This window comes from Cobetia sp. PDI-23MA (assembly GCF_059507735.1).
In genome coordinates this window covers 2,222,704-2,236,799 of sequence record NZ_CM183352.1, presented here as the reverse complement: position 1 = coordinate 2,236,799, position 14,096 = coordinate 2,222,704, and the positions used below count along the sequence as shown (strand labels likewise).

General features: G+C 61.6%; 11 protein-coding genes and 1 pseudogene. 8 read left to right on the top strand and 4 right to left on the bottom strand.

Annotation, left to right across the window (positions count from 1 at the left end):
• Positions 1-86 precede the first annotated feature (86 nt).
• The 3 genes and pseudogenes from AC5WNJ_RS09510 (at position 87) to AC5WNJ_RS09500 (ending at position 3,306) form a co-directional block, all read left to right on the top strand.
• Complete coding sequence (locus tag AC5WNJ_RS09510) at positions 87-1,142, top strand: GlxA family transcriptional regulator (protein ID WP_175090153.1); 1,056 nt, start codon at positions 87-89, stop codon at positions 1,140-1,142.
• Between the two features lie 206 nt (positions 1,143-1,348).
• Positions 1,349-1,969 (top strand): annotated as a pseudogene (locus tag AC5WNJ_RS09505) (trimeric intracellular cation channel family protein); the annotation flags it as partial.
• Between the two features lie 446 nt (positions 1,970-2,415).
• Complete coding sequence (locus tag AC5WNJ_RS09500; protein ID WP_495929465.1) at positions 2,416-3,306, top strand: LysR family transcriptional regulator; 891 nt, start codon at positions 2,416-2,418, stop codon at positions 3,304-3,306.
• A 271-nt stretch (positions 3,307-3,577) separates the two neighbouring features.
• On the opposite strand, the gene AC5WNJ_RS09495 is transcribed toward AC5WNJ_RS09500, so the two are convergent.
• A complete protein-coding gene (locus AC5WNJ_RS09495) occupies positions 3,578-4,567 on the bottom strand; it encodes an IS481 family transposase (protein ID WP_495929463.1) in 990 nt (329 codons plus the stop codon).
• A 63-nt stretch (positions 4,568-4,630) separates the two neighbouring features.
• On the opposite strand from AC5WNJ_RS09495, the gene AC5WNJ_RS09490 reads away from it, so the two are divergent.
• The gene (locus AC5WNJ_RS09490; protein ID WP_495929462.1) at positions 4,631-6,058 is read left to right on the top strand and encodes a nuclease-related domain-containing protein; all 1,428 of its coding nucleotides are present in this window, start codon (positions 4,631-4,633) and stop codon (positions 6,056-6,058) included.
• Positions 6,059-6,180: 122 nt separating this feature from the next.
• Here the strand turns inward: AC5WNJ_RS09490 and AC5WNJ_RS09485 are convergent, their stop codons facing one another.
• The 3 genes from AC5WNJ_RS09485 to trxA all read right to left on the bottom strand — a co-directional run bounded on the left by AC5WNJ_RS09485 (position 6,181) and on the right by trxA (position 9,039).
• Positions 6,181-7,164, bottom strand: coding sequence for an alpha/beta hydrolase family protein (locus AC5WNJ_RS09485; protein ID WP_495929460.1), 984 nt, complete (start codon positions 7,162-7,164; stop codon positions 6,181-6,183).
• Positions 7,165-7,395: 231 nt separating this feature from the next.
• Positions 7,396-8,514, bottom strand: coding sequence for an L-dopachrome tautomerase-related protein (locus tag AC5WNJ_RS09480; RefSeq protein WP_495929458.1), 1,119 nt, complete (start codon positions 8,512-8,514; stop codon positions 7,396-7,398).
• 201 nt (positions 8,515-8,715) lie between these two features.
• On the bottom strand, positions 8,716-9,039 hold the full coding sequence (gene trxA / locus AC5WNJ_RS09475; RefSeq protein ID WP_054557199.1) for a thioredoxin: 324 nt from the start codon (positions 9,037-9,039) through the stop codon (positions 8,716-8,718).
• A gap of 487 nt (positions 9,040-9,526) precedes the next feature.
• Here trxA and AC5WNJ_RS09470 point away from each other — a divergent pair, with 487 nt between their 5' ends.
• From AC5WNJ_RS09470 to chrA, 4 genes are all read left to right on the top strand, one after another.
• Positions 9,527-9,931: a metalloregulator ArsR/SmtB family transcription factor gene (locus tag AC5WNJ_RS09470; RefSeq protein ID WP_495929456.1), complete on the top strand. Its 405-nt coding sequence runs from the start codon at positions 9,527-9,529 to the stop codon at positions 9,929-9,931.
• A gap of 114 nt (positions 9,932-10,045) precedes the next feature.
• Positions 10,046-11,095, top strand: coding sequence for an ArsJ-associated glyceraldehyde-3-phosphate dehydrogenase (locus AC5WNJ_RS09465; protein ID WP_495931038.1), 1,050 nt, complete (start codon positions 10,046-10,048; stop codon positions 11,093-11,095).
• Position 11,096: 1 nt separating this feature from the next.
• Positions 11,097-12,416 carry an organoarsenical effux MFS transporter ArsJ gene (gene arsJ / locus AC5WNJ_RS09460; protein ID WP_495929454.1) on the top strand — a complete coding sequence of 440 codons (1,320 nt, stop codon included), beginning with the start codon at positions 11,097-11,099 and terminating at the stop codon, positions 12,414-12,416.
• Positions 12,417-12,730: 314 nt separating this feature from the next.
• The gene (gene chrA / locus AC5WNJ_RS09455; RefSeq protein ID WP_495929452.1) at positions 12,731-13,993 is read left to right on the top strand and encodes a chromate efflux transporter; all 1,263 of its coding nucleotides are present in this window, start codon (positions 12,731-12,733) and stop codon (positions 13,991-13,993) included.
• The last annotated feature ends 103 nt before the right edge of the window (positions 13,994-14,096 follow it).

Sequence of the window (14,096 nt, the reverse complement as noted above, 5' to 3'; positions counted from 1 at the left end):
AGGTTGATGAAATTTGCCTCATGTCTGAACCGCAGTCCGCCCCCTCTGAATCCTCCGGGCTTTCAGAACAGCCCGCGCCATTCCTCATGCTTCCTCGAGCGTCGGCGTCGGAGTCTCTCTCTGCGCCGTATCCGCGCCCGGATTCACCGCCGCTGCTGGCGCCGGGGGCCGCCGAGCACACGCTGAATGTCTGGTTGGTGCCGCGCTTCTCGATGTTGACGTTGTTTTGTCTGCTGGAACCGCTACGGGTCGCCAATCGCTTCGGACGGCCGCTGTTCGCCTGGCGCCTGCTGTCCAGTGATGGCGAGGCTGTCGTGGCCAGCAATGGCGTACGCATCGACGTCGATGGTGCCTTGTCGTCTCTGGTCGATGAGCCGTCGTCGGGTGGCCAGGGTGGGGCGCAGACGCGCTTGATGGTGGTGTCATCCTACGGGCCGGAAGTCAGCGTCGGCAGCCAGGCGCGTGGCGTGATTCGTCATCTGGCAGCCCACGGCGCCTGGTTGGGAGGCTTGGACACCGCTCCCTTCATTCTGGCGCGCGCCGGGGTGCTCGCCGGTCATCGGGTCGCCCTGCATTGGGAGAGCGTGCCGGCCTTTCGCGAGGAATTTCCTCAACTCGAGATCAGTCAGGCCGACTATGAATGGCAGGGCGAGCGGCTGACGGGGTCTGGCGGCGCGGCCAGTATCGACATGATGCTGGCGTGGATCGAGTTTCTGTACGGGCCGTCGCTGGCGGACGCCGTCGGGTGGCAGCTGGTGCATCAGCGCGGACATCTGGCCACGCCTGCTGCGGTCAGCACTCGAGACGATTCGCTGCCACGTAGTGTGGTCAAGGCGCTGGCCGTGATGGAGGCCAATCTTGCCCAGGTGCTCTCGATCCCCGACATCTGCCGTCTGGTCGGCCAATCCCAGCGCCAGTTGACGCGTCTGTTCATGGCGCATTTTGAGGAAACGCCCAAGCAGCGCTATCTCGGCATGCGCCTGGATCATGCGCGGTGTGTATTGGCCGACAGCAGTCGCAGCGTTTCCCAGGCGGCCCTCGGCGTCGGGTTCGCGCATCTGGCGCACTTCTCGCGTGCCTATCGTCAGCGATTCGGGGAGCCGCCCAGCGCGACCGCCCGCCGTGGTCAGGTCTCGCCCTGAAGCGGCCCACCATCCTGCGCTCCCTGAAGGTGGCGCGGATGACATCGAGGGCGCAAAAAAAGCCGCCAAAGGGAGTATGATCGCGCCGCTGCGCCGAAACGCCATCGCAGCAGACGACTTGGCAGAAGAGGCCATCACGGTTCGCGACAAGCATATACGCCATTGTTTCATGCGCACGCCAGCGCACTGCAGGAGGCTTCACGAGAATGAACTGGATAACCTGGCTCGACCTGGCCGGTGTGATGATCTTTGCCCTGACCGGTGTCGTCGTGGCGTGCCGTTCACGCATGGACCCGATCGGCATGCTGGTACTGGGTGCCGTGACCGGTATCGGCGGTGGTACGCTGCGTGATCTCGTGCTGGGGATCGGCCCGGTGTTCTGGGTCGAGCAGCCGATCTATCTGTGGGTCATCCTGTTGACGGTGCTGGTGGCGACGCTCGGCTTTCATTATATCCATCGCCTGACGCGGGTTTTCCTACCGGTCACCGATGCCTTCGGGTTGGCGCTGTTTACGGTGTTGGGCGCACACAAGGCGCGCATGCTGGGCGTGGATGGCATCGTGGCCGTCCTGATGGGCACCATGAGCGGCGTGGCGGGTGGCATGATCCGCGATGTGCTCGCACGTCGTGTACCGATGGTGCTGCGTCAGGAAATCTATGCCTCCGCGTCGCTGGCGGGTGGCATTCTCTATATCGCGCTTCTCGAGGCTGGCGTTGGCCTGGCGTGGGCCACCGGCGCTGCCATCGTGCTGATACTGGCGATTCGCCTGCCGGCGATCTATTGGCATTTGACCTTGCCGACCTTTGCCTGGGTGATCATTTCGCCTCCTCCACTGGCTTCGCAGCCCACAGGTCATGAGCATGATCCATCCCCATCGAGGGCAGAGGGCAATGGCCTCGCAACTGACGATAGCGGCGGTGGTACGGCGGCCGAGAAAGAGGGGGCCTCTTCCGCTCTGATCAAGGACAAGCCTCCCCGGCGCTCGGAATTCGCGACGACGTTGGGCGGCTCTATCGGCACCAGCGATGTTTCCCCTTCGGATCAGTTGGAGGCGCCTCCTGCGCCACCTTCATTGCCGCGGCGCACGCCCAAGGCACGCGTCAGGATGCTGCGCCCCGGAGAGCGTCGGCGTGGCGGGTTCTAGGAGATCATTTTGCTGGGTGATTTTATCGGCAAGCAATATTGCAAAAGCGATCCTGATGCGGATGATTATTGTGATTTCTGCAAAGATGCATGGGACCATGTATCTTGCACTTTCAAGGAGATCACAGCATGCGCAGCCGTTCGGATGACCTTGAGTTGCTACTGGCCGTGGTGGATAGCGGGGGCTTCAGCGCCGCCGCCAATCGGTTGAACATTCCGGTGGCCAAGGTATCGCGGGCCATCCAGCGCCTGGAGGGTGAGCTGGAAACGCCGCTGCTGAATCGCACCACACGCAGCGTGGCACTGACCGATGAGGGGCGCGGCTTCGTCGAGCGCGTGCGCGAGGGCTTGTTGCTGCTCGGCAGTGCCGAAGAGGCTCTGTTGCAGCAGCGCGATCAGCCCAGTGGGCGGCTGCGCGTCGATGCCGCGAGTCCCTTCGTGCTGCATCAGCTGGTGCCGCTGGTCGCGGAGTTCTCGCGCAGCTATCCCGGCATCGCGCTGGAGCTGTCAGCGGCCGATGACATCATCAACCTGCTGGAACGGCGTACCGATGTGGCCATCCGCATCGGTGAGCTGGATGACTCCACGCTGCACGCCAAGGTGCTGGGGCGCTCCACGCTGCATCTGGTCGCAAGCCCTGCCTATCTGGCCGAGCATGGCGTGCCGTCCAGTGTCGCGGCGCTGCAGACCCATCAGCTGCTGGGGTTCCTGCCCCCCAGTCGTCTCAATCGCTGGCCGCTCAAGGGTGCCGCACAGGGCTTCGACACGACCCCTCATCTGCCGACCACCAGTGGCGAAGTCATGCGTCAGCTGTGCCTGGCGGGACATGGTATCGCCCTGATCTCGCGCTTCATGCTGGGCAATGACCTCAAGACCGGCGCTCTGGTGGAAGTGTTGCCCGGGCAGGTCCAGAGTCCCAATCCCCGCGAGCAGATCCAGGCGGTCTATTACCGCAACAGCACGCTGTCGCCACGCATCAGCGCCTTCGTCGAGTTTCTCGCCACCCGCCTGACGCTGTGAGTGGCTGATGTCTGGCGCCCCAGACTTGCCCTGACAACAGCGGATAAAGGGGCGCTGATTTGTCCTGGCACAGAGTTTTAACGATTATCCCGCACCTGAAGCATGGCAGTGAAGTCGGGCTGATTTAAATAAAGTTTATAATCTCTTGATGAAATCTGTTTATTGACGCATGTTGCATGGCGTATTTTACGGGCAATAGCGATATATTGGGCTGAGAAGGATGTAATCAGCGCTTCAGGGACGAGCAGATGATAGCCAAGGAAAAAGAGGCCTACATGTCGGGTTCCGTCTGATTGACTATAGCTTGCGTGAACAGCTCAGGTCGTTCGACCTGCCACTCCTTCATTGCTGCTATAGGCGCTTTGTGGTGTAGTGCCTTCTGAGGAATGTGGTGGTTATAGAGCCAGCAATAACGCTCGAGTGTCTGTTCTAAATCCTCACTTGAGTCATAACGCCGAGTCGCCAGAACATCGCTGATACGCCCATTGAAGCGCTCCACCATCCCGTTCGTTTGGGGTCTGCCTGGCCTGATCAATCGATGCTCAATACCATGGTTCTGACATTCCTGGTCGAAAAGATGATTTCCACTGGGCTTACGTTCGCCACCCACGGTGAAGCGATCGGTAAAGGATTTACCATTGTCCGTGAGCACGGTTCGAATCGTGAAGGGAGCCTCCTCTTCCACATGCTTCATGAACGCCTGGGCGTCCTTTGCAGATTGACTTGATCTGACCTCCAGATACACCCACCGAGTGGCACGATCAATCGCGACGTAGAGATAACGCTTCTGATCTTCGTCAGGCATTTGGGGCAGGTGCTTGATATCAATGTGCACATACCCGGGCTCATAATCCTTGAAAGGCCGATGTTTGGGCTTCTCGTCCTCCTTCGCATCTTGACGCGCCAGCTTGGCGAGAGTCGGTACATCACGTCGTTTGAGCATGCGCTGAAGTGCGGAACGCGACAGATTGGGGGTCAGGAATTCCCGAGCAACGACAAGTAGATCATCGAGCCCCAGGCGAAGCAGTTCACGTGCGGCGATGACGATCTCTTCCTGTTCTGAGGTCAGAGTCGCGAGTAGGTTATGACGTGTGTGGGAACGATCCAGGACATCATCACGATAGCGCCAGCGCTGTATAGTTGAGACGCTGACCCCGAACTGACGAGCGAGATCTTTGTTCGTCATGCTGGAGGGAGCTGCTTGGATGTCGGCACGGATTTTCGGTGTCGTCGTCGCTTGCTTATGCAGCTTGATGTCCATGAAGCTTTTCCTGAATCAATTGCTTGATGAGCTCACGAGAGGCTAACAAAGGATAGCTTCGTTGTGAAATCCGATCATCCGGCACCCTACACCTACAGTGGCGACGATGAGCGCGCCAGATATGGTCACCGCCAGGAAGAGGATGTGGCCTTCCATCTACGGCGTGCCTTCGGGGACGACCCCGAGGTCGTGATCTTCAATGATCTGCGACTGAAACATGGTGAAGAGAATGCCCAGATCGATCATCTGGTCATGCATCCCTTCGGCTTCATCATCATCGAGTCGAAAAGCATCACTGGTGAAGTCAGGGTCAATGCGGCAGGTGAATGGCAGCGCAGCTATCGGGGCAATTGGTCTGGGCTCAAGTCACCACTGCGTCAGGCGGAATTGCAGCAGGATATTCTCAAGCGCCTGTTGATCGAGCATCGCGCTCGTTTGATGAACAAGACCCTGGGGCTGCAAGGCGGCTTTGCCGGTCGACAATGGAAAGTGCTGTGCGCCGTCTCAAGCAATGCCATCGTGCACCGTGACGATATGGCCAAGGGGGTCTCGGCTCAAGTGGTGAAGCCGGAGTTTCTCCACGAGCAGGTCAGTGGTCTGATCGGGGCGCGGTCGATGGTCAAGCGTGCCTTGCTGTTTGATACGCGTCCGGAGTTCACCAAGGATGAGCTTGAGCGTGTCAGCGAGTTCCTGCTCAAGCAGGACGCTCGTTCGCGTCGCGCACATGCCGTCGAGAGCGTCCGTCGCGAGGTGAGTCGTCGTCCGCAGCTGGCAGCGAAGAGGCCAGACGCCGCTGGCAATGCCGCGAGTCGATGGGCGGTCAATGAGGGTAGTCTCCTTGAATCTGACAGCAAAGCCCTCGCCAATAAAGACCTCGGTAGCGAAGCCCTCGGTAACAATGGCGCGGGCTACAGTGCTCATCGCAGCAATGGCATTGGCGACAATGCGCCTGGCAGTCATGAGCTTGACGGCCAGGCGCGCTGTAATAAGAAGCCGCGCACCGTGGCCAGGCAGGGAGGCGATTCGAGTGCAATGACAGTTGCCGTCCCCGCCGCCGCGGCAGCCAATGAGGCGAAGGCAAGCGCCGAGAGCGTCGCCAAGCCCAAAGCTGAAACCAGAGCCGAAACACCAGCGCCGCCAACCGAGGCACCAGTCGGGTCGCCAGTGCCTGAAGCGTGTCTGGCCTCGCCACAGTTGAGCGAGCATCTCGACAGAATCACCGCACGCCTGAAGGCTTCCGCCACCACGCAAGCGCCACCGGAAGTGCGAGTCCAGTGCCAGAAATGTCAGGAAAAAGATGCACTGCTGGGGCGTTACGGCCCCTACGGCTATTACGTCAAATGTCGGGTCTGCAACGCCAATACATCACTCAAGCAGGACTGTCCGGCCTGCGAGCATCACAGCGTACGCCTGAGCAAGTCCGGGGCGGTCTACTCGGGGCATTGCCCGCAATGTGAGCACGAGTTCGTGATATTCCGACAGCCCGATTGATGTGGTGCCTTGCAGACAGACAGCGACAGTACGACAACGGCAGAATGACGACGACAGCATGAAGCGGCAGCCCTCGGGCTGCCGTCTTGCGTATTGCGGTCATGAAACTCGCATTGGCGGCTTCATTTCCCCCGAGCGGCTGCTGCCTGGCGTTCCAGCCAGTCGATCACCAGCGGCCAGTGGCTGTCTCGATGTTGGCGGCGGAAGAACCCCATATGCCCGATGGGCCCCGTAGCGTGTTGGCGTGGGTCGATCTGATGGCGCTCCAATGTGGCTTGCGTGAAATAGCCGATCAGCAGATCAATGCCTGGGGCCGTCGCCCAAGGGTCATCGTCAAAGCCCAATACCAGCAACGGCTGGGTGACTCTGGCGAAACGGCGCTCGGCCTGCATTGAGGGATCATCGAAGAAGTAGCGTGGCAGGCTGGTCCAGCGGCTCCACTCAAGGGCGACGCCACGGGGCAGATTCTCGCCGATGCCGAGCCGCCGCCCCGGCACATAGCCCAGGGTGTGCGACGTCAGTGGACCGATCACCTTGAGCAGGGCCGTGACCCGAAGGCGCTCGCCAAGCGGCTTGATGAAATGCAGGCAGCCTGCGTGGGAGGCCACCAGTGCCGCGGCACTCAGCAGGCGGCTCGAGTCACTCAGGCCCACGGCGTGACCACCGATGCTGTGGCCCACTGCCAGAAGCGGCAACTCTGGCCAGCGCTGTGCGGCCCAGCGGGTCACGCCCTCGACATCCTGATCGATCCAGGTGGACATGCTGGCGGCGAAGCCACGCAGTGTGGGAGGCGCCGAGCGGCCGATGCCGCGATAGTCGTAGCGGACCACATGGAAGCTGCGGCTGGCCAGCGCCTGCGCGAAGGCGCGATAGATGGACTGCGGCACGCCAGTGGCGGGGTGGAGAAGGACGACGCCCTTTACGCTGGCGGGATGCAGCTCAGGCTCATGCACGCTCGCCGCGAGGCGATAGCCGTCTGCCGCCGCAATCTCGCACTCGTGTTCACCATTTGAGCGGGCGGGGTGTTGTGCCGTTTCGTGATTCTGTGGCGCTGTTGAAAGCGCACTGGCAGTAGCGGGGCAGGTATCCGGCAAGCGTTCGGTCATGGCGATCTGGTCTCTTTTTTATTTTGGGCTGGGCTTGTCATTAGGCTGTCTTGACACGCTGCTGGTCAGTACAAATTCAAACGTTTGTTTGTCGTCAGTATTGTTCAGTCCTCCTGCAAGTGTCCAGCAGGGTTTCAACAGGATGAGAAACGACAACGCCCGCATTCCTGACCAAGGAATGCGGGCGTTGTCGTTCAGAGGGTCGACTCGATGGACCTCTTTATAGCCGTCTCAATTATCGACCGGCCAGACCTTGAAGATACGGTACGGCGCCTGGCCGCTGTCCTTGCCGTCATTGAAGGGCGGCGTGCTGTCGAGCTGGTTGACGGTGACATAGAGCCAGCCGTCGGCTGCCATGCGCACGCCATCCGGCCAGTCGAGACGCTCATCGCGCACCAGCGGCGTCAGTTTGCCATCGGCGCCCAGTACATCCAGCCCATGCTGATTGAGGTTGGTGAAGTAGTGGATGCCCCCGGCGGTATCCGCGCCATCGGAAACGGGCTTGTCGCCGACGCGCGTGATGGCAGCGGCGATGGTGGCGTGATCGGCGCCTTCGCGCAGCAGTCTGGCCGGTACGCTGTACCAGCTGTGGCCGGTCATGGCGCCGAAGAAGACCGTCTCTCCATCGCCGGACAGGGTGATCGGGTCGACGCCGACCTTGGCAGGCTTGCCATTGAACTGGATGTCCTTGCCATTGATCTTGAGCTTGGCACCGGGTTCTGCCTCAAGCGCCGGATGCTCGCCGAAGCGGGTGGCCTCGCCGCTCTCCAGGTCAACGGTGATCAAGCCCGGATTGGCGATGTCTGCCAGATAGGCCACGCCACGGCTGCGGTCCACCGCTAGGTCCTGCACGAAGCTACCCTCGGGGGCGATATTCGCCGGCAAAGTCAGCTTGGTGATCAGCTTGCCCGAGGCAATATCGAAGCCCCACAGGCGGGTCTTGCCCAGATGCAGCCCCATGTCGGTAATCCAAAGCCCGCCCTGGCCATCCTGGTAGATGCCCAGCGGGGAGTCGATGGTGGCGTCGCTGTAGCGGCCGGCATGCGTCTGCAAGGCGGGGGAGGGCCAGGCGCGGTAGCTGTTCTGACCGGTGATCTCGACCAGCTGCACATCGTGGTCCCCATCCATCGGGTGGATGGTGGCGAAGACCTGTCCATTGGGCGTCACCGCCACATTGCCGGGGCGAATCTGCATGACGGCGACAGAGCGCATTTCACCGTAGGCAGGCCCGGCCTTGAGCGCTGAGGTGGTGGCCGGCAGGGTCGTATGGCCGTTGGCGCAGCCCGTCAGCAGGCCGGTAAGCAGGGCGACCATGCCCAGATGTCGGGTCGAACGGACGGGGTCAGGCATCAATGTTTCCTTGTCGTGGTAATGCTGGTGTTACTGTCGCGATGAGCGATATTTTGAAGGAAGGGATTTCTCGATGACGATAATTTCCTGAAAAATCATGGGCATAGAGTAACCTGAAGTACCGTGCAGACCAAAAAAACGCCCTCATGGAGGGCGTTTTTCATTTCAGCGTAAGTGCCTTGCGGCCAGAAGCCGATTTGATCAGGCGTGACGCGAGATCATGGCATCGAAGTTTTCCTTCGGCTGGACACCGGTCAGGGCTTCGAGCTTCTCGCCGGACTTGAACAGCGCGATGGTCGGCAGGCCACGGACGCCATTCTGGGCGGCGAGGTCCGGTGCATCATCGACATTGATGGCAACGACCTTGAGGGCATCGCCCTGTTCTTCGGCGATGGATTCGACGATCGGGTCGAGCATCTTGCACGGGCCGCACCACGGTGCCCAGAACTTGACCAGCACCGGCTGCTCGCTCTCGATGACTTCTTGGGTGTAGTTGCTATCGACGACTTGTGCGAAATCCGCCATTTGTCTCTCCTGTGCATCACGAGGGATGCGTGATTCAAAAGGGCACTTGGTGTGCTTGATGGGCACACACTAACGCCGCTCGACTTTTGTTCGCAAGCGCATTCGCTTTTGAGGCCAGGCAACATATGCGTGCCGTTTGCGCAACAGTGGCGAGGGTGTGGCCACCTATCCGCTGCTACACCCAGCCAAGCGATGCTCTGATCGCGCTTCATTCGTCCTCCATTCACCCGCCACTCGCTCACCATCGTTGCCATCGATTCACGCGCTGGTTGTCATCCAACTGTCATGCATGTGTCACTTGATATATGGAAAAACATATATATGATATTTCGTATGTCGCCGCGCATCAGCCGACTGGCAGGCAAACTGCCACGCCATGCGTCAGGTGCCGGTGAGAGGGGGGCGGGAGAGGGAATCGGGTGGGGGAGTCGGGCGGGGGAATCGAGAGTGGGAGCAAGATGGCTCAGGCATACGCGAGGACATCGCCATGAAACCGTCAACCCATGACGTTATTGATGGAGTGGGAGACATGGCGGCCCGCCTGACACCGTTGCAGGTCTTCAAGTGCCTTGCCGAGGACACTCGCCTGACCGTCGTGCAGCTGTTGGCCCGGATGGAAGAGTTGTGTGTCTGTGAGCTTATCTGGCTGCTGGAGCAGCGCGCCATGCCCATCTCCCAGCCCAAGGTCTCGCGGCATCTCGCCCAGCTGAGAGAGGCTGGCCTGCTGATCAGTCAGCGGCGCGGCCAGTGGGTGCACTACCGCTTGGCACCTGATCTGCCGGCCTGGTGCCATCAGATTCTCGCGACTCTCTGTCAGGCCAACGCCCGCGAGGTGTCGCGCTGGGTGGCGTGGCTGGAGACGATGCCCAACCGCCCTGTGCGCTGCTGCTGAGCGCACAGGGCGAAGAACGTTAGCCGAATCCTTTCGAACACTCTCAAGGAAATGCCCATGTGTCCTGCTCATAGCGCTCCGTCCTATTCCTCGTCCATCACCGTGCCGGAGGGCATGCCGGCCCTGCGCGTCGGCATCAACGGTTTCGGACGCATCGGTCGTCTCGCGCTGCGCGCGCTGTGGAAGCTGCGCGAGGATATCGCGCTGGACGTGGTGCGTATCAATGACCCAGGTGGCGATGCCGCTACCTTCGCCCATCTGCTGGAATTCGATTCCGTGCATGGCCAGTGGTCGCCGGGCGCCGGTATCACCAGTGACGCGGATTCCATTACCCTCGATGGTCAGCGCACTGCGTTCTCCAGCCAGCGTGAGATCGGTGATACCGACTGGTCGGGCTGCGATGTGGTGATCGAGGCCTCCGGCAAGAAGAAGAGTACCGAGGTGCTGAACGCCTATCTCGAGCAGGGTGTCGCGCGGGTCGTGGTCTCCGCGCCGGTCAAGGAAGAGGGCGTGCTCAACATCGTCATGGGCGTCAACGACCACCTCTACAACGCCGAACAGCATCGCATCGTGACGGCGGCCAGCTGCACCACCAACTGCCTGGCACCGGTCATCAAGGTGATTCAGGAGCAGTTCGGCATTCGTCATGGTTCCATGACCACCGTGCACGATATCACCAATACCCAGACGATTCTGGATGCGCCGCACAAGGACCTGCGCCGCGCGCGGGCCTGCGGCATGAGCCTGATTCCGACGACCACCGGCTCCGCCAAGGCGATCAGCGCCATCTTCCCTGAACTGGAAGGCCGCTTGAACGGCCACGCCATTCGCGTGCCGCTGGCCAATGCCTCCCTGACCGACATGGTGTTCGAGCTCAACCGCGAAGTGACGGTGGATGAGGTCAATCAGGCGCTGCAGAGCGCGGCAGAAGGCGAACTGGCCGGCGTGCTGGGCTATGAGACACGTCCGCTGGTGTCGATCGATTTCCGTACCGATTCCCGCTCCAGCATCATCGATGCGCCCTCGACCATGGTCGTCGCGGGTACCCAGCTCAAGCTGTACGCCTGGTATGACAACGAGTGGGGCTATGCCAACCGCACCGCAGAGCTGGCGCTGAAAGTGGGCCTGAGTGATCTGGCCGACGCCAGCACACGGGAGCGCTGACATGCTTGCCCGCCTGCGAGAGCTGCCCCATGAGGTGCGCCAGTACCTGCTGGTGACGGGGAATTACTGGGCCTTCACGCTGACGGACGGCGCACTGCGCATGCTGGTGGTGCTGCATTTCCATTCGCTGGGCTATTCGGCGCTGGACATCGCGCTGCTGTTCCTGTTCTACGAGGCCTTCGGTGTCGTCACCAACCTGGTCGGCGGCTGGCTGGGGGCAAGGCTTGGCCTCAATCGCACCATGAATGCCGGGCTTGCGATGCAGCTGGTGGCGCTCGGCATGCTGTTGGTGCCGGAGCCCATGCTGACGGTGATCTGGGTGATGATCGCCCAGGCGCTGTCGGGCATCGCCAAGGATCTCAACAAGATGAGCGCCAAGAGCGCCATCAAGGTGCTGGTGCCGAAGGGGCAGCAGGCGGCGCAGTCGCAGAGCTCGCTGTATCGCTGGGTCGCGCTGCTGACCGGTTCCAAGAATGCTCTCAAGGGTCTGGGCTTCTTCCTCGGTGGCGCGGCGCTCAGCCTCATCGGCTTCCAGGGCACGGTGTTGGCCATGTGGCTCATGCTGGCTGTGGTGCTGGTGCTGTCCCTGCGCAAGCTCTCGGCATCACTGGGGCAGAGCAAGGCCAGCCGCAAGCCGGCGTTTCGTGAGATGTTCTCGACCTCGCGAGCGGTCAATGTGCTGTCGGCGGCGCGCATGTGTCTGTTCGCTGCACGCGATGTCTGGTTCGTGGTCGCCTTGCCGGTCTATCTGGCCGAGGTACATGGCTGGAACTTCTGGACAGTCGGTATCCTGATGGCCGCGTGGGTGATCGGTTACGGCGGGGTGCAGACCCAGGCCCCGCGCATCACCGGGCCGATCGCGCGTCGCTTGCACGGTGATGCAGGCGTGCGCTGGATGACCGTGCTGCTGGCTGGTGTGCTGGCCTTGTTGCCCGCGCTGATGGCGAGCATGTCGCTGGATGTGCAGCAGGGAGTCGACAGGACTGCGGCCATCCTGCTGGGGCTGGCACCTCTCGAGTGGCTGATCATCGGCCTGCTGGTGTTCGGCGTCATCTTTGCGGTCAATTCCAGCTGGCACAGCTACCTGATCGTGCGCTTCGCGCGCAGTGAAGGCGTGTCGATGGATGTCGGCTTCTATTACATGGCTAACGCCATGGGCCGATTGCTGGGGACGCTGCTGTCCGGTTGGCTCTATCAGGCCTATGGTCTGGAAGCCTGCCTGTGGTGGTCTGCGGCACTGGTGGCGGCGAGCGCCGTGATGGCCATCGCACTGCCCTCGGATACGCAGCATGCCTCCACTCAGAAGACGTCGGCCACCTGATGCGCCATGACTAAAGGCGCCATGCGCTTGATGACCCGGTGCCATAAGGCGTGTTGCTGGCGCCTGAGCCAGTATGCAGAAAGCACTCCTACAGGAAGCCCTCCCCATTGATGGGAAGGGCTTCCTGTCATCTGGCGGCGATAGTCTGGTGGGTGATGCTAGGGGCGAGAATCAGGACATTGCGCATTTACCTGATGTCACCGTAGCGTCAGCAAGTGAAGAATCTTTGTATATCTCTCACATAAGTCCCTGATATAAGCTCCTGGCTGGATTTCCGGTCGTTAGCCTTTTCTTTCCGTTCCAAGAGAAACGTCATGTCACATCCGGATGAAACTGCAAGGCGTGAGCGCGACCCTGCGACGCCTGATGCCCCGCTTGCGAGCGACAAGACGCGGCGCAGTGAAGTGCTGCGCACCTTCCTCACGCTGGGACTGACCAGCTTCGGCGGCCCGATTGCCCACCTCGGATACTTCCACGATGAGCTGGTACGCAGGCGAGGCTGGTTGAGTGACAAGGCCTACGCCGAGCTGGTCGCGCTCTGTCAGTTTCTGCCGGGGCCGGCCAGCAGTCAGGTCGGTTTCGCGCTAGGCATGGTGCGTGGCGGTGGCGTGATGGGTGGGCTGCTGGCATGGATCGGCTTCACATTGCCGTCTGCGCTGGCGTTGCTGGTATTGGCACTGGTGGCCGGCAGCCTCGAAGGGCCGCTGGCCTCCGGGGTGATTCACGGCTTGAAGCTGGTAGCAGTGGCCGTCGTCGCCCAGGCGATCTGGGGCATGGCACGCAAGCTGTGCCCGGATTTGCGGCGTACCTGTCTGGCGCTGTTGGCCATGCTGGGCCTGGCGCTGGCACAGAGCGCCTGGACGCAGGTCGGAATGATCGCGATGGGCGCAGTGCTCGGTAGCCTGCTGTGTCGTGATGACAAGGCAGCATCCGTGTGCCAGCAAGCCCAGGCCGCGGGGCTGTCACTGCCGGTCTCGCCGCGCCTGGCGCGCTACTGCCTGATCGCGTTCTTCGTATTGTTGATCGGGCTGCCGCTGGTGGCCTCCGGCAGTCTGGTCGATATCTTCTACCGTGCCGGGGCGCTGGTGTTCGGGGGCGGGCATGTGGTGCTGCCGCTGTTGGAGGCCTCTACCGTCGAGACGGGGCATATCGCGGCCGATACCTTCCTCACCGGCTATGGCGCCGCCCAGGCGGTGCCGGGGCCGCTGTTCACCTTTGCCGCCTGGCTGGGGGTTGGCATGGCGCAGGTGGACGGCGGTTCGGCATTGCTCGCTGCCGTCATTGCGCTGTTGAGCATCTTTCTGCCGGGGATTCTGCTGCTGATCGGTGTGGCGCCACTGTGGGGGCGTTTGCGCTCCCGCGCGGGGGCGCGCGCTGCGCTCGCCGGCGCCAATGCAGCCGTCGTGGGCGTGCTGGGCATGGCGCTCTATGACCCGCTATGGACCACCAGCGTGCTGAGCCGCACGGACATGGTGATCGCGCTGGCCGCCTTCATCGCTCTGACACGCTTCTCGCTGGCACCCTGGAAGCTGGTGCTGGGGATGGTGATCCTCGGCGCGGTGCGTGGCGTGATCTAAGTCCCGACGTCGTATCTGATAACAGAACGCCCCCGTCTGCCGTTGGCAGGCGGGGGCGTTCTTGTTCTACAGAGAAGCTTCAGGCCGAGCAGCTCATGCCGAG

Coding starts and splice junctions, on each gene's coding strand:
- AC5WNJ_RS09510 (WP_175090153.1), top strand. CDS start 87: ATGCTTCCTCGAGCGTCGGCGTCGGAGTCTCTCTCTGCGCCGTATCCG.
- AC5WNJ_RS09500 (WP_495929465.1), top strand. CDS start 2,416: ATGCGCAGCCGTTCGGATGACCTTGAGTTGCTACTGGCCGTGGTGGAT.
- AC5WNJ_RS09495 (WP_495929463.1), bottom strand. CDS start 4,567: ATGGACATCAAGCTGCATAAGCAAGCGACGACGACACCGAAAATCCGT.
- AC5WNJ_RS09485 (WP_495929460.1), bottom strand. CDS start 7,164: ATGACCGAACGCTTGCCGGATACCTGCCCCGCTACTGCCAGTGCGCTT.
- AC5WNJ_RS09480 (WP_495929458.1), bottom strand. CDS start 8,514: ATGCCTGACCCCGTCCGTTCGACCCGACATCTGGGCATGGTCGCCCTG.
- trxA (WP_054557199.1), bottom strand. CDS start 9,039: ATGGCGGATTTCGCACAAGTCGTCGATAGCAACTACACCCAAGAAGTC.
- AC5WNJ_RS09470 (WP_495929456.1), top strand. CDS start 9,527: ATGAAACCGTCAACCCATGACGTTATTGATGGAGTGGGAGACATGGCG.
- AC5WNJ_RS09465 (WP_495931038.1), top strand. CDS start 10,046: ATGCCGGCCCTGCGCGTCGGCATCAACGGTTTCGGACGCATCGGTCGT.
- arsJ (WP_495929454.1), top strand. CDS start 11,097: ATGCTTGCCCGCCTGCGAGAGCTGCCCCATGAGGTGCGCCAGTACCTG.
- chrA (WP_495929452.1), top strand. CDS start 12,731: ATGTCACATCCGGATGAAACTGCAAGGCGTGAGCGCGACCCTGCGACG.